This is a genomic window from Myroides sp. LJL115, from assembly GCF_054871665.1.
This window is the reverse complement of record NZ_JBTXLS010000021.1, coordinates 27,991-45,878: the sequence shown is the minus strand read 5'-3', so window position 1 is coordinate 45,878 and position 17,888 is coordinate 27,991. Positions and strand designations below refer to the sequence as shown.

Here is a 17,888-nt window from a genome sequence, read left to right as displayed (position 1 = left end):
TTTCGAAAATTTTCATTCTTTAATTTCTTGCCAGCCCTCGTATTTCCTAAAGCGGACTGCAAAGATACCACCTTATTTTTTCATTATCCAAATTTATTTTTCTTAAAATTTCTTTAATGTTTTTAAAAGGTAACTTTACTTCTTTTTGTATAAGATCGTCTTGCTTAATGCGGGTGCAAAAGTAGAAACTTATTCCTTACTTCCAAACTTTATACATGCTTTTTTTAATTCTTTTTTCCGCAAAAAAACTAACTATCTTAAATCTAACCAAATAGACCTTATATTATTTTATAAATAATACCCACTTTAGAGTTACTTCCCTTTTCTCCCATATTAAGGTAGTTCAAATACTACCTTATATATAGAGATATATCAATATAAACCTATAAATAAAAACCCTAAAGCTATAGCGCAAATAACAGTAACTAGCCCAGGTAGCATAAAACTGTGATTAAAGACATACTTGCCTATTTTAGTAGTACCTGTTCGGTCAAAATTAATAGCTGCTAATAAAGTAGGGTAACCCGGAAGAACGAAATCAGCATTTACAGCAGGGAAAATCGCAATTAAAGCTGGATTACCAATCCCAAGAGCCATTCCTAAAGGCATCATCGTTTTTGTAGTTGCCGCTTGACTAAACATCAAAGCTCCTAAAATAAATACCGCAAAGGCAAATGTCCAAGGGTACTCATCTACCACTGCACTTAAAAATAACTTAATCTCCCCCATATTATGATCAATAAAGGTCTTACTCATCCAAACAACTCCAAAAACACTTACAACAGCAGTAGCCATAGATGTAAATAAAGAAGTTTGAGTAACCTTCACAGCAGAAGTTTTGGTAATTAAAAGCATTAATGCACTAGCAGATAAAGTAATCATACTAATAACACCTACCATTTGTAATTCCCCATTGCTTTTTAAAATCAAATTAGACTCTCCTGGTTCAAATACTGGTAACAGACTTGGAAAAGCTCCAAATAAAACGATCATCCCAACAGCTAAAGAGAAAATAACCACAGAAACTTTAGCACCTCTACCTATAGAATTGGGGTTAGAGTCCACATCGCTATCCATAGATTCAGCAAATACAGGGTCTTTCATCTTTTCTAAAAATTCCGGATCTTGATCTAAATCTTTCCCCTTTCTTAAAACGGAAAAACATCCGATAAGTATACCAAGTATACAAGCTGGTATACTATATTTCATAATATCTACCAAAGCTCCAGGATATCCTAAGATACCTGCTCCTGCAAAAGCAGCCGTAGCAGCACTCATAGGACTTCCAGTTATAGCCATATGAGAGGCAATAACAGACATACTTAGAGGACGTTCAGGACGAATTCGCTTTTTTGCAGCTACTTCGGAAATAATAGGAAGTAAAGAGTACAGTAAATGAGCAGTACCTGCAAACAAACAAAAGAAGTAAACGGTAAAAGGTCCTATAAAAACAATATTAGAAGGATTACTTCTAATTATTCTCTCTGCAAGACTAACTAAATAGTCTAATCCACCACAAGCCTGTAATGCAGCAGCAGTTGTTACGATAGTCATAATCACAATCATAACATCAATGGGTGGTTCTGCTGGTTTCATTTGGAAAATAAATACAAAAATACTTAATCCAACTACTCCCATTACTCCTAATCCGATTCCTTTCATGCGAGAGCCGATCAGAATCATACTTAAAAGCACTAAAAATTGAATAAACAACATCTTTTCAATATTTTATCTAAACAAAATAGAGTGTATACCTTAAGATATACACTCTATTTTTAATATTCTCGTTAAAGGTACTTCTTTTTCGTACTCTAAACTAATAATCAAATAATATTTTTTGAATTTCCTCTATGTTATGTGTTTTTGTTAAAGCCAACATTAATAAAATTCTAGCCTTTTGTGGGCTTAAATCGTCTGCTACAACAAAACCTAGTTTTTCATCATCTACTTCATTGTTCAAAGTAACACGTCCCTCGCCTGCTCTTGCACTACGACAAACAATAATTCCATCTTTAGCAGCTTTTTCTAAAGAAGCTCCTACTTGTTGGTTAAAGTTTCCATTTCCTACACCAGCGTATACTATTGCTTTTACTTTATCTCTCATAGCAGCTCTTACTGCTCTGTCGCTTGCTCCTGCATATCCATACACAATTTCTACTTCAGGTAGATTTTTTAATCCTTGTACATTAAAGAAAGGACCTTGGTTTTTTATACTTTTATAGTAATAGCTTACTTTTCCATCAAAAATCAGTCCTATAGGTCCAAAGTTTCTAGATTGAAAAGTAGCCATGTTAGTAGTATTTGTTTTTGTTACATCTCTAGCGGCAAAAACTGCCTCATTCATAGCGATAACTGCACCTACATCTTTACTATTTGGACTTGCAGCAACCATTACAGCATCTAAAAGATTTCTATTACCATCTTGACTCATTGCCGTTGCAGGTCGCATAGCTCCAACTACAACAATTGGCTTATTAGACTCTACTGTTAAATCTAAAAAATAAGCCGTTTCCTCCTGTGTATCCGTTCCGTGGGTTACAACTACACCATCTGCTAAATCTTCATTGAAAATCTCATTAATTCTATCGCTTAGTTTCAACCAAGTTTCTACATTCATATCTTGGCTTCCAATTTGTGCAATTTGCTCTCCTTGAATATCGGCAATATCCTTCATTTGAGGTACTGCATCTAAAAGTGTTTCAATAGGAATTTTTCCTGCTGTATAAGCTGCCTTAGTAGAAGACTCTCCTGAGCCTGCGATAGTTCCTCCTGTTGCTAAAATGATAATTCTTGGTTTTTTGCTATTTTGCGTTTGCTGGTTAGCACTAAAAATTTGCATACTGCAAAGGAACATCAGAGCAATAGTAAATGTTTTCTTCATAATTTTTGTAGTTTATTTTGTAGTTTTTATTGTTTACTAGGAAAAAAACAGATTACAGTGTAACGCATTTTAGCCAAGATTGAGTTAGAAATACTATCCCTATACTTGTCTAACCTAGTAAAGCAAATATATCCTTATTGTATTAAAAATACTACTGTATCCTTGTATTTAAAGCCTCTCAAGACCGTTGTCTATGTTCTTTCCTTATAAATAAAATCCTAAACTTCTTATTCTTTGGATAGTAGAGATCTTCGTATAAAAAAATCATTATACACTTCTGACCTTATTTCTTTATAAATTTGGCTTGATAGTCTTTTAAACTGCCTTTTAATTTTAAAAAATAAAGTCCAGGCTCAAAATGAGCTACATTTAACTCATAGTGATCGACCTTGAAAATAACTTTAGAATAAACTAATTGCCCTTTAATATTGTAGACCTCTAACTCATTTTTATCAAATACAATTTGCTCGGGTATTAATAAGTGTAATTTATCTGGGGCAGGGTTAGGCCATACTTGAAATGTCAAGTCTTCCTGTTTTTGCTGCCTTGGCACCAGACTTAACCCTCCAAAATTTTGATCACTTGCTACTAAAGAAAAATCCTGCCAATTATTGATAAAATTACCCTTAGGGCGAATATTAATGATATACTCTCCTTTTAGTGCATCGAAAATGTCTATTTTCTCCACATTATCTACATCGTTATCACCTTGGATAGCAACCAAATTATTATAGTCTTTATTGAGTACCCAAGGAAAGTGTTCTTGCCCGTCTGGCCCGATAATACGCATATCTAAATCGTTTATTAAATCAGGCGTTTGTCCATCGAGGTTTAACTGTATCTTATCCTGTGCAGCTAAATCATTCCATACTAAGGTAAAGCTCACACTAGGACTATCTTCCTTAAGAAAAACGCTTGCTGAAAATCCTTGATTATCATAAATCGCCTCTTGTAGAATCAGAGATTTTTGCTCCAAAGAATTCTTAAGTAATAAAAGACCACTATAGGCATTTACCAACCCCCATCCATAACGATAACTAGGCCCCAAAGACGTTTCTAAGGGCTCGGCAGAATGAATCATTATAGCCTTAATACTACTTGCCTTATAGGGGATTTTTCTATTTTCAATTACCCATTGTTGCCAAAGGGTAAGAATACCACTTACCACAGGTGTAGCCATTGAGGTTCCTGATTTTAAACCATAACTAGCATTTTCAGGTCCATCTAGACTACTATAAATACTCGAATACACTCCTACTCCATTGGCCACAATATCTGGTTTCACCCTAAAATCAGCAGTAGGGCCATAACTACTAAAATTGGTTTCTAAGAATTTTACTCCTTTACTAGTTAATCTTTCCCCTAGAATTGCTCCTACAACAATAGCATTTTTTGCAAGGGCATATCCCACTAATAAATCCTTTCCTTTTTTACTAGGATTGAGAATTGCGTAGTTTTTCCTATCATTACCTGCTGCTACCACCGCCTGATAATAAGGGAATTCTCTCATGACTGTATCAAAGTTTTTGGCCTCACGAGAGTAAACACCAAAATAATGGGCAGGTATTAAAGCTATATTATCTTTTGAAATAGTAGCAATCCCATAGGAATGATTCGATAGCCAAACCCCATTTGATGCAAGAGATACCATTTTTAAAATATCTTTGTCCCAATTATAACTATATAACTGACCATAGGGTAATATGCCCAAAGCATTGCTTTTATAACCACCTGCTATTAAGGTTCCTCCAACATGGGTAGCGTGATTACGCCTATCTATACTTTGGGAAGAGCCTAAATCAAAAACAAGGGAAGATTCTTTTGCCTTATCCATTACAAGAGCTCTTGTATTAGTCCCATCCCAACCAAACTCCTTATGACTATCTAATACTACATCGGCATCTAATAATCCAACGAACATATTTTGCCCTAAGAGCTTTTCCCCTTTAAGTTCCAACAGTCCTCTTTGTAAGTAATGCACTCGAGAGAATTCTGCGGCTTTACTATTGTTTACACTATAATAAATATAAACTCCATCGGGGTTGATTCTCTCTAGGCTATAAACAGGGTCCTTTGGTACTAATACCTCCAAAGTATCTTTTAAAATAAAGGCCTTACTTTGCTCATCTTGTTTTTTTTGCCAATTAAATTGCTCAATTAATTCATTTTGGGTTTGCAAGGAAGTTCCCCTAGTCATTATTTGACGCACCTGAGCACTTTGCGAAAAAGCAAAGCCACAGGCAAAACAAAATAGGATACTATATATTTTTATTTTCACTATACTACTTATAATAAAAAGGAGTTAACGGTTGTTTTTTTAGTTGATTTCCTTAAAAAGAGAGAAAACCTTTGAGATATACCTTATAGTAGCGCATTATTATCCTAGATAAAACAACATATTACTAAGATATTATATATATTTGACACCAACTAACTCAAATACCTTAATTTATGAATGCTAAAAAAGCAGTACTAAGTGTTTTTGCAGGAGCCTCTCTTTTATCGGTTTCATGCCAAAAGGACAAAGACAACAACCAAGAATCTCAAAATTGGGATTCCTCCAATGCTTTTTTTCAAGAAAAAAGTAACTTGCCTTATGGAACGGCAGATTTTGACAACATTAAAAATAAAGACTTTAAACCAGCTTTATTAGAAGGAATGCGTCGTCAACAAGAAGCTATTAACGCAATTGCTACTAATCCAGAACCTCCTACTTTTGATAATACTATTGTAGCAATGGAAAAATCTAGCGAACTCTTAGATAGAGTTAGCGCTGTATATTTCCTTTTAATTGGAGCACATACCAATGATGAATTAAAACAAATAAACAGTGAGTTATCACCAGTGTTTGCACAGCACTCTGATGCCATTTATTTGAATGATCCATTATTCCAAAGAATTAAGGTATTATACGATAACCAAGATAATTTAGATTTAAACCAAGAGCAACAAAGACTTTTAGAGGTTTATTACCAAGGTTTCGAAATTGCTGGTGCCAATTTAAATGAAGAACAAAAAGAGCAGTTAAAAGTAATTAATCAAGAATTAGCTACTTTAACTAATACCTTCTCTGATCAGTTATTAGCTGCTACAAAACAAGGAGGAGTAAGCTTTACTAAAGAAGAATTAAAAGGTCTTTCAGATGCACAGCTAGAGTCTATTAAGCAACCTGATGGAACTTATCTTATAGATTTAAACAATACTACCCAGCAACCAGACTTGGCAGTACTTGAGGATCCACAAACAAGAAGAAAACTTTACGATCAAGCTTGGCAAAGAGCTGAAAAGCAAGATGATAAAAACAATACCACAAAAACTATTGCACAAATCGCTAAAAAAAGAGCGCAAAAAGCCAAGTTAATGGGGTATGATAACTATGCAGAGTGGTCTTTACAGACTAGTATGGCAAAGAATCCTACTAATGCAATCGCATTATTAGAGAAGATGAGTCCTTATGCTGTACAAAGTGCTAATGAAGAAGCTGCAGAATTACAAGCTTATATGAATAAAGTGCAAAACCATAGCGCTTTACAACCAAATGAATTAAAAACAGCAGTAAATGCACAACAAGATCCATTTACTTTAACTCCAGCAGACTGGGAATACTATTCTTCTAAGATTAGAAAAGAAAAGTATGACTTAGATCAAAATGAAATTAAACCTTATTTTGAATTTAATTCTGTCTTAGAAAATGGAGTATTCCACATGGCTACAGAGCTTTATGGAATTACTTTTAAAGAAAGAAAAGATATTCCAGTATGGCAAGAGGATGTAAAAGTATATGAAATATTCAATGAAGACGGAACTCCAGTTGGATTATTCTATACTGACTACTACCAAAGAGACTCTAAACGTGGAGGAGCTTGGATGAGCAGTATTGTTACCCAATCTAAATTATTAAATAATTTACCAGTTATTTATAACGTTGGAAACTTCCAAAAACCAGCACCTGGACAACCAGCGCTACTTTCATTAGATAACGTAGTTACTGTTTTCCATGAGTTTGGACATGCTTTACATGGATTTTTCTCTGACCAAACTTACCCTAAATTATCAGGTACAAGAGTTTCTAGGGATTTTGTGGAACTACCTTCTCAATTCCATGAGCATTTTGCATTTGATCCTGCTATTTTAAAGAATTATGCAAAACACTATGAGACAGGAGAGGTAATCCCTCAGGAATTATTAGTGAAAATTGAAAATGCAAGAAACTTCAACAAAGGATACAATTTAAGTGAGGTACTTGGTGCTTCTTTATTAGACTTAGAATGGCATACTTTACCTGAAGATGCTACTGTAGAAGATGTACAAGAATTTGAAAAACAAGCTTTAGCTAAATATGGTTTAGATATAGAGCAAGTACCTCCAAGATACCGTTCTTCTTATTTTAACCATATCTTCGGTGGAGGATATGCAGCTGGATACTACTCTTACAAATGGGCAGAAGTATTAGATAATGATGCTTACCAGTGGTTATTAGAAAACGGAGGTATTACACGTGAAAATGGAGACTATTTCCGTGAAAAAATACTTTCTAAAGGAAATTCTAAATCAGGAGATGTTCTTTACCAAGAATTTAGAGGAAAAGAACCAAGTATGGATGCATACTTAAAGAATTCTGGTTTTACTGTAAAATAATTTTACATTACTATATATAGAAAAAGCTACCAATTAATATTGGTAGCTTTTTTGTTTTCTATATAGAAAGATAATAATCTTCTCTTTACATTATTTGCTTAAATGCTCACTAAAGAACCCCATCATACATTGGTAGAATTCAATGCGGTTTTGCTCTTTACCAAAGCCATGGCCTTCATCATATTTCACCATATAAGGCACATCAAATCCCTTTTGCCTTAAAGCCTTCACAATCTGATCGGACTCCCCTATTTTAACCCTTGGATCATTTGCTCCTTGAACCACAAATAATGGTTTAGATATTTTATCCAACTGGTAAATTGGAGAAACTAATTTTGCTATCTCCCTTTCCTTAGGATCATCCAAATCGTACCAAATCTGTTTTACCATTTCTTTATAAGGCTTCCAATACTCTGGAAAAGAATCAAAGAATGTAAAAATACTAGAGACCCCAACATAATCTACTCCACAGCGGTATAAATCCGGGGTCTTAATTAGCCCCATTAAAGTGGCATAACCACCGTGGCTAGCTCCATAAATGGCGATTCTATCGGGATCTATCCAACCTTGAGCTATACAGTAAGCTACTCCATCTTCAATGTCATCCATTACTTTTCTACCAATTTGTTTAAAACCACTAGTAAAGAATTCCTTCCCGTATCCACCACTAATTCTAAAGTTTACTTGTAAAGTGGCCATATCCCTACTGGCAAAAAGTTGAGCTTCTGGATTAAAGCCCCAAGAATCTCTAATACCCTGTGGCCCTCCATGAGGGTTAACAATCAAAGCAACTTTCTGACCATCCAATGCCTTTTGAGGTAAAGTAATATATCCGTGAAGGGTTATATTATCTCTAGAAGTAAAGCTAATTGGTAGCATAGTAGCCATATCTTTACGCTCTAATTGAGGCATTAAATCATAAAGTAAAGTAATCTTTCTACTTTGCTTATCATAAAAATAATAGCTTCCATATAAAGTATCGCTTTGCACAAATACCAAGTACTTATCCTCCTTATCGGTTTTATCTGCAATACTATATTGATCCTGTGTAAAATACTGGGTTAAATCTTGATGTATTTGCTTATATGTTTCACTTACAGGCTCTATAGTAAGCTTACTACCAATATAGCCCACATAATCAATTTCCCAGTTTCTTAAACGCGATAAACCTAAAATAGATACATCATAATCTGGATTTTCATAAATCGTTTTAATTGCCGTATTAGTTGCAAAATCCCAAAGTACAATTCTTAGCTTATCCGAATCTAAATTGGTCAGAACATAGGCAGCATCCTTGTTTTCATTGGAATAATCAAAACTTAAAATGGCAAAAGTGTCACACCAATCAATAGTATGGTACAAAGAAAATTCGCTCTTGCCCTGGGCTTTGTAAAAATACTGGGTTTTTATCCCATCAAGCATTTGACTATATCCCCTTAAATTTCCATCCTTATCAAAATCATAACTAGAAATCGGAGTACTAGCTTGTTTATTCTCAAAGAGTTTAACCATTTGAGCATTGTGGATATTGAGCTTATAGGGTTCAAAAACTTGAGGATTATCTAAATTAAGACTGATAATAATATGATCCTGGTCCTCTTTTAATAAATTTAAAATGTTAGCCTTCACTTTTGGATATGGCGTTAAGTCCATTGCATTGGAGCCATCTACATCCACGGCATAAATATGGTAATTCTCATCCCCTCCCTTATCCATTATGTAAACGAGCCTTTGCTCAGTTAACCAGCCATAGCCGCGTATTAGCTCCTTATCTTCTTGAATTACTCTACTTACCTTTTGCTTGTCAATGTCCTTAATATACACATGAGCCTTTCCTTTTTCATCCTTTTTCTTGAAAGACAAATACTTTCCTTGTGGAGAAAGTTGAAACCCAAAGGAATCAGGACGCTCAAAATAATCTGAAACCTTGTACTTGTACTGCTGTTTTTCCATGTGTTGTAACTTTTGTAAGTCTTGAACACTAGATACTAAAGTAGGGTCTCCAGGTAAAGAATTCTCTAAAGGATGAAATAGAATATCAAATGCCTGTTGCTTTAAGAAAACCTCTCCCTTTAGGGTATCCTTTACAAGAGTTAGCTTAAAATCCATCTGCATCTTTTCGATGCTAAACGTTAAACAATTGTCATCAAAAGCAACTTGGCTTGCCTGAATTTCAATAGCTTCTTGTTCTCCTAAGGTAATAACTGTTTTAAGTTGCAATTGGTCTTTATTGATATCTTGCATATCAATAACTATATCAAGCGGCATTTGCTCTATGGTAGACTTGCTATGCCAGATTCGTTGTAATGCTTTTATTTGTTCCATGAAAAAAAGTTATAAAGTAAAATTGCCCATTAAAAGACAATTAAGGTAAAAATACCCAACTAAATATAAATAGTCTCTAAAAAAAACATAAAGCTTTTCTTTTAGGCTCATGTCTAAAAAGATTGTCCTATATAATTTTGATAAAAGCTAGAACAAAAGAGAGTTCACTTTACTACTAAGAGGAGCTAAAAAAAGATTAGTTATCTACTTTATCTTGATACTCCTCCAAAGTATTCCATATTCCATAAAAATCCTGACTTGACTTTGGCCCTTTAAAAGAGGTATTTAGAATCAAAATACGCCCTATGTTGTTTTTTGGATTAAAAAACATAAGGGAAGCTACTCCAGGATCTCCACCCGTATGACCTATATAGCCAGAAAAACCAAAGCCAATAAATACACCAACATTATAACTTTCATTATAAGGGTTGTTATGGTCCCTTTCTAAAAAATTTTCTTCTTGTAATTGGGCGCGGAAGAATTCTTTATAACTTTCCTGGTTTAGTAGTGCTCCTTTTTGATTATATCCCTTTATTAATTCTGTTAAAAATAATCCCAAATCATCCACAGATGTAATAAGGCCCCCATCAGGATAAGTAATCATATGGTAAAAGGGAAGTTCTGTGTTTTTATCGGCATACAATTTTGAATAATTCTCAAAATGGACATTTTCAAAATGCCATCCGGAATCCTTCATACTTAAAGGATCTAAAATATACTTTTGGGTAAAGTCTTCGAATCGCTCTTCTGTTGCTTTTTCTAAAACAAAAGCTGCCAGTGCTGCCCCTGTATTAGAATATTCATACACACTTGCTGCTTGGTAGTTGGAATAGGTATCCTTTGTATTCCATTTACCGTGTTGCACAAGTGTATTTTGCAAAAATTGCTCTAAGGACACTAGAGAATCATTTGGATTAAAGCTTTGCATATCTTCAAAACTTAAACTTGCATCTATAGGAAATTCTCCTTGCTTTAAGATGTAGTTTTTACTTAAATAAAACGCATTATCTACAATACCTGAGCTATGGGTAGCTAAATGCCGAATTGTTATTTCTTGATCTGGATAATAAGGATTTACTACTTTAAAGGGCAAATAATCATTAATTGGATCATCTAATTGCAACTTACCTAATTCCTGAGCTTTTAATAAAGCTATGCCAATAAATACCTTAGAGATGGAAGCCACATTTTGAATAGTTTTATGCGTATAAGGTATCTTATTTTGAGTATCAGCATACCCAAAGCCATGTTGATATAAACTTCCACTGTCATTGACAATAGAAACAGCAAATCCATTAAAATCACTCTGCTTATATATTTCATTAATATCTGAAGTAAGTAAATTACCATAAGTCGCCTCTACTACATTTTTTTGTAGATTCTGCTTCTTACAAAAATTAAAAAGCACGGATAATAACACTAAAACAACTATTTTTTTCATCCTATTAAGAATCCTTTAAAGTGATAAAATGACAATTTATTTTACGTTTTACAACATGGGAATATACACTATATTACCATCCTACCTATTGAATAAAAATAATAAACAATTCATTTCAAAGCTATTATCTTTTATTATTTATTATAGCACTGATTTCTCTTTTTTTAAAAGCATGCATTTTTAATTATAATAAAAAAGGGACATGCCAATTTTAGACATGTCCCTTTTACTTGATTTAAGTGTCTTCTATTTATAAACTAGAAGGTACTTTCTCTTGTGTTAATTCAAATCCCCAATCTTTTCCTTTATTTATTGCAGGAACTCCTTTAACCATCCAAACTGGCGCTTTAGCCCCTTTAAGATAATAGTCAAAGAATTGTTGTTGGCGAATTTGGATATCTTTCCTGTTTTGACGTTTGATAAGGTTATGATCATCTCCATTGTAGTTTAACAACCAAGCTGGTTTACCTAAACGGCGAAGAGCCATAAACATCTCAATACCTTGGTACCATGGCACTGCCCCATCTTGATCATTATGCATAATAACCACAGGTGTAGTAACTTTTGGCATATTAAATAGTGGAGAGTTTTCCATATATAAATCTAAACTATTCCATAAATCTCCACCTAATCTACTTTGGGTCTTTTCGTATTGGAATTGTCTACTCATTCCTGTTGTCCAACGAATTCCTCCATAAGCCGATGTCATATTTACCACTGGAGCTCCAGCCCAAGCTGCAGCATACATATCCGTAACTGTAATTAAGTGAGTTACTTGATAACCTCCCCAACTTTGTCCTTGTATTCCAATTTTATCACCATCCACCCAAGTATTTTGTTTTAAATAATCTACTCCTGAGTTGATATACTCCTCTGCACTCTTACCAGGATAGCCATCCATATAAGCTATATCTGGTGTAAAAACTAAGTAACCATTACTTACAAAGAATGGAATATTCAATCGAGACGGCGTTGGAGCTGGAGCCTCATAACGATGTAAGTTATCCGATAATCTCTCATAGAAGTATACAATCATTGGGTACTTCTTATTTGGATCAAAATCCTCTGGCTTAAATAATACTCCTTGGCTTTCAAATCCCTTTGGTGTAACCCATTCTACTAATTCAGCAGTTCCCCAATTATATAAAGCTTGTTGCTTATTAATATCGGATACTTGAGTAGCCTTTCTTAGATCAGTAGTGATATATAAATTATTACTTTGGGCATATGAGCCTTTTAGGTAACCATACATAAGGGCGTCTTTAGCTTTAAATAAAGTCGTGAATCCACTAAAGTCTTGCATTAATAGTTCTACTGGATTTTTCTTTGAGCTAACTTGTGTTTGGAAAAAACCAGCCTCCTTATTTACCGTATTAAATGCTGTTAAAATAAGATTCTCTTTAGTGGTAAAAGCTACCTTATCCTCTTCTAGATTCATTAAATCAAAAGAAACATTGTTCTTTCTTCCATAACCATTGGTAATCATTCTAGGGGCTTTATTACTATTTAAAGCAAACTCCCAAATATCATAGCGATCTCTAATTAAAACAGACTCATCCCCTGTAGTCCATCCTTGAATACGGTAAGGTCCCGCTAAATCAGGCATATCATTTAATTCATCAGCAAAAGAAACCTCAAGTCCTTTATTTAACTCTTTGGTTGTTTTGGCTGCAACATTATAGGCATACCAATTCTTAGTCTCGCTATTGAAATATACTACGCTTTGTCCTTTAGGTGATACTCTTACTTGACCTCTAAGGTTTTCCACCACAGTGGTGCGTTTACCTGTTGTTACATCAATTAAATAATAAGAAGCAACTGGTGATATGTCCCATTGTCTTTGAATACGGTATCCCATATTTCCAGATCCTAAAACAAAATTAGCATCTCCTTTGTCTACTAATTGAACCTGATCAACTTCTTGATCCCCTAAAGCAACAATACCATTGTTATTTTTTAGATCTATGGTTGCTAGGTAAGATTTTTTCAAATCTTTCTCTAAATTAGCTAATTGTTGGGTTTGTAATACATCTTCATTAAAATGCCAGATATCTACAATAGCATGATCTTCCTGGATTAAAGTAGTATCCTTTACCATTAAAGCTGGTGCAATACCTAAGAACACTCTACTTGAATTCTCGCTAAATACAGGTTTAAAATTTGGTGAAATAACCCAAGATTGTGGTAACCCTCTAGTTTTATTATCTGCTAAAAGTGTAGCAGGGCTCACAAAATCACTTTGGTAAATACTATAGGTTTTATCTAAAGTCTTCTCTGGGTCATTATTGGCGATAAAAGCAAAATTTGCAGAGTTCTTAGCAAAAGCAAACTGAGAGTATTCTTCTTGGTTTTCTAGAATACTAACCACCTTATTTGTCTTTAAATCTAAGGCATATACCCCATAGGTCTTCTTATCTTCTACTTGATTTTGTTCAGAGACTTCTTTTTTATCTTGCTTTTTCTTAGATGTTGAGGCTTTGGTTACAAAAACCAAATACTTTCCTTGACTATCAAAGTAATAATCACTAACATTCTCAAAACTCTGTTTACTAGAAGTAATTAAATTCTCTACTACAAGTTCAAAACTTTGTTTTTTATCCGAAGACTTTTTGTCTTTAGTATCCTGGATTACAAGAGCATTATCGCTAGAATTAGCATCACCTTGGTCCTTCGTATCATCTGAATTCTCTGTAATTGGATCTAATAAATAGGCTAAAAAACTACTATTTTTCTCCGGTACTTTAAAGGACTTAATATTGGCGTACTTAGTCATAGCACCCGATTGAAGATTAACAATCCCTATAGAGTCTCTAGCAATCTCATCTTGCTTTTTCTTTTTAATTCGAACTTGTTTTAAATCCTCATAAGTAGGAACAATACTAAAAACTGCAAATTTAGAATCTCCCGTAAATACGGCGGATTCCCCTCTATCCACTACTAAAGTCTTATCAAGTTTTGTGGTTTTTAAATAAAGAGTAGCATCTCCTTGCTGTTGGTTAACTTGGTAAAAAAGCCATTTACCGTCGTTGGTAAAAGCTTTGCTTCCTATGGCTTCCCATTGGTCATAAAGGGAATGATCTAATGGTTTTTTTTGTGCATAACCCGTTATAGATCCAAGAGCGAAAAAAGCTAGGCTAAGCATTTTTACTCCTTGACCAAAGCCAGGTGCTTTGGACTTTTTTTGGTGTTTTTTCATTTCGTGTTAGGTAGTTAATTTATTTGTTGAAAGATAACTTATTTTATGCTGCCAAACAACAAGGTATCTCAACCACAAATAAGTCATAAAAATATACACCTTACTTAATTACAAAAAAAAAGACTGCCCTTGTAAAAAGGCAGTCTTAAAAGTATATGCATTTTAAACTTAATCTTCTTGTAGGCTAGCAATAAACTCTTCTACGTCTTGATCAAAACTAGTTTCTTGTATCAATTCTAGTGCTAATTTCACCATTTTATTGAAATGTACTTTTGAAAAACTACGTCCTCCGAAACTCATTCTGCAAAAATCTCCAATAATTCCAAACACTCCATTAATCTCCTCTTGAGAAACCTCCTTTTGATCAGCAAATCGACCTCTTAATACAGCTGCCCCCACAAAGGCACCAATACGAACTACCATAACAGTATTTAGTACTCGCTTTTTATCCGCTAAATAAAATAGTTCATCAAGGTTCTTTTGAATCAAGGTTTGTATGTCCATAATATATAATTCTCTATTTTATACAAAGGTAAAAATAAAACCTCAACCCAAAGCTTATCTTTATTTATTTTAATACAAAACAAACAAAAGCCCTATTATTTAACATTTAACTCCTTCTATAACAGGGCAATATTTTGTATCTTTAAACGAACCAAGATACAGAACAATCAAAAAAAATATTATGAAAACAAATCGTTTATCTTCCGAATTAACTAGTGCCCTTAATGATCAAATCACCTTAGAGGCTTTTTCTTCCCAAGTATACTTGATGTTATCTTGTTGGGCAGACCAAGCGAATATGGCTGGGGTAAGTAGTTTTTTAATGCGACATGCCCAAGAAGAAAGGGTACATATGGCTAAAATTATTGAATATGTACAGGAAAGAGGAGCTAAGGTAACAATCCAAGCTATACAGGCCCCTGGAAGCGAACCTAAATCTCTTTTAGAATGCTTTGAAATGGTATTTCAACAAGAGGTTAAAAACACAGAGGCTATCCATAATATTGTTACCCTTGCTTTTGAACAAAAAGATTGGGCTACATGGAACTTCCTACAATGGCTAGTAAGTGAACAAAGGGAGGAAGAAAAATTAGCTCTTTCTTTGCTAGATCGCGTAAAACTAGCAGGAGGTGGTAAAGCTACCGATGCTGCTAAATTTGATTTCGACCAAAGTTTAAAAACTACTTCACAAGAGTTTCCAACAGCCGATCAAATTAATCCTTTTAGCTAAAAAAGTTTTGATACCTATAATGTAAAAGGCCTTTCTCCAACAAGAAAGGCCTTTTGTAGCTTTAAACCAACCTTTACTTTAAAGGCTAGTTATTATAATTCGATATTATATAATTTCATCTTATTATATAATGTTTTCCTATCTATTCCCAATACTTGAGCAGCTTTGGTTTTATTAAATTTTACCTTCTCAAGAGCTAAACGAATAGCTTGCTCTTCGTTTTTAGAAGAAAACAATTTTAGATCCTCCTCTGATTCTGTCTCCTGCACTTGCTTTACAGCTATAGGCTCAGGAGCAAAAGGTTGCTTTAATTCTAAAGGAAGTACTTCCTCTTCTATAGTATCCCCTCTTGTTAGAAGAACAGATCGCTTGATAATATTTTTCATCTCGCGAAGGTTCCCAGGCCAATCATAGGTTAAAAATATTTTTTCAACCTCTGTAGAAAAACCTTGTACTTCTTTTTCTAATTCTTCATTAGAGGTATTTAAAAAGTGATAAGCAAAATGCAATATATCTTCCTTTCTATCACACAAACGAGGAGCTACAATACCGAACTCGTTCAAACGGTGGTATAAGTCTTCTCTAAACTCTCCTTCTCTAACTGCATTAGGTAAATCTTCATTAGTTGCAGCAATTACACGAATATCAACTTCAATTTCTTTGCTGCTCCCTACAGGTTTTACTTTTCTCTCCTGTAAGGCCCTTAATAATTGTACCTGTACCTCATAGGAAAGGTTTCCCACTTCATCTAAGAAAATAGTTCCACCATTAGCCGCTTCAAAATGACCTATTTTATCGCCAACAGCTCCAGTGAAAGATCCCTTTATATGTCCAAAGAACTCACTTGATGCTAACTCCTTAGGAATGGCTCCGCAGTCTACAGCAATATAGGGCTTATCTGCTCTTTTACTTTTTAAATGGATAGAATGTGCAATATTCTCCTTGCCTGTACCACTATCTCCGATAATTAATACCGACATATTAGTAGGAGCTACAAGTTCAATATACTCATGTAATTGTAAAGAAACATCACTTTGTCCTTTTACATAAGTTTGAGTGTGGGATGTATTGGCTTTATTTTGTTTAGAACTACCTACCTTTTTAGAGCTAGTTACGGTTGTATGTTGAATTGGATCATTTTTAGCCTCCAATGCTGCTTTAATAGTCAATTGGATCTCATCTGGATTAATAGGTTTAGCTACATAATCAAAAGCTCCCAATTTCATTGCATTAACAGCGGTACGTATCTCTGTGTATCCAGTCATCAAAATTACTTGAGATCCAGGAGATTGTCCCTTAATTAGCTTCAATAATTCCATTCCATCTCTATCAGGAAGTCGAACGTCAGTTAAAACGATATCAAAGGAGTTGCTTGTTATTTGTTGCTCAGCCTCTGCAGCAGAATAGGCATTTGAAACAACATACCCTTTCTTGGTTAAAAAGGCTTTAAGCATTTCGCAAAATGGTACATCATCATCTATTACAAGAATCTTGTGACTCATATTTATTGTTTTATTTTAGGGTGCTAGTGACAAATTTAACCTTTTTCTACCTCACTAACCAATTCAAGCGAAAATTTAACCTTCCTTATCAATTAATTTACTTCTTTATACTATTTACAAACTATACTTTTATCAAAAATAACTACTTAAAAATAGTTTTTATAAGCTAAAGCTATTTGTATATCATTCATATTCGAACAAAACCAACCTAATGCCCTATAAATATATTCGGACTTTAATTTTGTTATTTAGTTCAATATCCTTTAGATATGTTAAGAAGTAAAAGTTTTAATGGATAACAAGTAGAATGATCTAGAGTTTGTTTGCTTTGTGAGCATCTTGGTTTATAACTACTTAACTATAGAAGCAAAAGAAAAGGGAGCAAATATGCTCCCTAATACCAGAAGATTTCTCTTCCTCACCTTACTAACGATCTTTTTTTTGTATTCTAAATAAGACTTAAGTCTTATAAACTATTCAATACATTTTCTTTTTCATAACAAAGAGTGAAACTCTTTTTTTTATAACACCTTACACTTACTTATATAGAGAAAATCATGCCAATACACTATTCTATTAAAATAACTCACACATAATTAAAATAATAACCAACTAACAATCAGTACAATAAATTAGATTACATGTTTTAAAACCTACTAAAATAAGTATAT

At 33.8% G+C, this 17,888-nt stretch carries 10 protein-coding genes; 2 read left to right on the top strand and 8 right to left on the bottom strand.

Annotation, left to right across the window (positions count from 1 at the left end):
- Positions 1 to 372: 372 nt before the first annotated feature.
- From ACYSNX_RS07035 to ACYSNX_RS07025, 3 genes are all read right to left on the bottom strand, one after another.
- Positions 373 to 1,716: an anaerobic C4-dicarboxylate transporter family protein gene (locus ACYSNX_RS07035; protein ID WP_461753973.1), complete on the bottom strand. Its 1,344-nt coding sequence runs from the start codon at positions 1,714 to 1,716 to the stop codon at positions 373 to 375.
- A gap of 100 nt (positions 1,717 to 1,816) precedes the next feature.
- Positions 1,817 to 2,881 carry a type II asparaginase gene (locus ACYSNX_RS07030; protein WP_461753972.1) on the bottom strand — a complete coding sequence of 355 codons (1,065 nt, stop codon included), beginning with the start codon at positions 2,879 to 2,881 and terminating at the stop codon, positions 1,817 to 1,819.
- A gap of 283 nt (positions 2,882 to 3,164) precedes the next feature.
- The gene (locus ACYSNX_RS07025) at positions 3,165 to 5,159 is read right to left on the bottom strand and encodes a S8 family serine peptidase (RefSeq protein ID WP_461753971.1); all 1,995 of its coding nucleotides are present in this window, start codon (positions 5,157 to 5,159) and stop codon (positions 3,165 to 3,167) included.
- A 173-nt stretch (positions 5,160 to 5,332) separates the two neighbouring features.
- On the opposite strand from ACYSNX_RS07025, the gene ACYSNX_RS07020 reads away from it, so the two are divergent.
- Entirely contained in the window at positions 5,333 to 7,519 is a 2,187-nt protein-coding gene (locus ACYSNX_RS07020; RefSeq protein WP_461753970.1) for a M3 family metallopeptidase, read from the top strand.
- A gap of 90 nt (positions 7,520 to 7,609) precedes the next feature.
- Here ACYSNX_RS07020 and ACYSNX_RS07015 read toward each other — a convergent pair whose 3' ends face one another.
- The 4 genes from ACYSNX_RS07015 to ACYSNX_RS07000 all read right to left on the bottom strand — a co-directional run bounded on the left by ACYSNX_RS07015 (position 7,610) and on the right by ACYSNX_RS07000 (position 14,985).
- Positions 7,610 to 9,844, bottom strand: coding sequence for a S9 family peptidase (locus ACYSNX_RS07015; RefSeq protein ID WP_461753969.1), 2,235 nt, complete (start codon positions 9,842 to 9,844; stop codon positions 7,610 to 7,612).
- Between the two features lie 196 nt (positions 9,845 to 10,040).
- Positions 10,041 to 11,285, bottom strand: a complete 1,245-nt coding sequence (locus ACYSNX_RS07010; protein WP_461753968.1) for a serine hydrolase domain-containing protein — start codon at positions 11,283 to 11,285, stop codon at positions 10,041 to 10,043.
- 250 nt (positions 11,286 to 11,535) lie between these two features.
- Positions 11,536 to 14,481, bottom strand: coding sequence for an alpha/beta hydrolase family protein (locus ACYSNX_RS07005; protein ID WP_461753967.1), 2,946 nt, complete (start codon positions 14,479 to 14,481; stop codon positions 11,536 to 11,538).
- A 168-nt stretch (positions 14,482 to 14,649) separates the two neighbouring features.
- Positions 14,650 to 14,985 (bottom strand): hypothetical protein, encoded by a 336-nt coding sequence (locus tag ACYSNX_RS07000; RefSeq protein WP_461753966.1) that lies wholly within the window; start codon positions 14,983 to 14,985, stop codon positions 14,650 to 14,652.
- 181 nt (positions 14,986 to 15,166) lie between these two features.
- Between ACYSNX_RS07000 and ACYSNX_RS06995 the strand changes: the two genes are divergently transcribed.
- Entirely contained in the window at positions 15,167 to 15,715 is a 549-nt protein-coding gene (locus ACYSNX_RS06995; protein WP_461753965.1) for a ferritin, read from the top strand.
- 92 nt (positions 15,716 to 15,807) lie between these two features.
- Here ACYSNX_RS06995 and ACYSNX_RS06990 read toward each other — a convergent pair whose 3' ends face one another.
- Complete coding sequence (locus tag ACYSNX_RS06990; RefSeq protein WP_461753964.1) at positions 15,808 to 17,217, bottom strand: sigma-54-dependent transcriptional regulator; 1,410 nt, start codon at positions 17,215 to 17,217, stop codon at positions 15,808 to 15,810.
- Between the last annotated feature and the right edge of the window lie 671 nt (positions 17,218 to 17,888).

Coding starts and splice junctions, on each gene's coding strand:
- ACYSNX_RS07035 (WP_461753973.1), bottom strand. CDS start 1,716: ATGTTGTTTATTCAATTTTTAGTGCTTTTAAGTATGATTCTGATCGGC.
- ACYSNX_RS07030 (WP_461753972.1), bottom strand. CDS start 2,881: ATGAAGAAAACATTTACTATTGCTCTGATGTTCCTTTGCAGTATGCAA.
- ACYSNX_RS07020 (WP_461753970.1), top strand. CDS start 5,333: ATGAATGCTAAAAAAGCAGTACTAAGTGTTTTTGCAGGAGCCTCTCTT.
- ACYSNX_RS07015 (WP_461753969.1), bottom strand. CDS start 9,844: ATGGAACAAATAAAAGCATTACAACGAATCTGGCATAGCAAGTCTACC.
- ACYSNX_RS07010 (WP_461753968.1), bottom strand. CDS start 11,285: ATGAAAAAAATAGTTGTTTTAGTGTTATTATCCGTGCTTTTTAATTTT.
- ACYSNX_RS07005 (WP_461753967.1), bottom strand. CDS start 14,481: ATGAAAAAACACCAAAAAAAGTCCAAAGCACCTGGCTTTGGTCAAGGA.
- ACYSNX_RS07000 (WP_461753966.1), bottom strand. CDS start 14,985: ATGGACATACAAACCTTGATTCAAAAGAACCTTGATGAACTATTTTAT.
- ACYSNX_RS06995 (WP_461753965.1), top strand. CDS start 15,167: ATGAAAACAAATCGTTTATCTTCCGAATTAACTAGTGCCCTTAATGAT.
- ACYSNX_RS06990 (WP_461753964.1), bottom strand. CDS start 17,217: ATGAGTCACAAGATTCTTGTAATAGATGATGATGTACCATTTTGCGAA.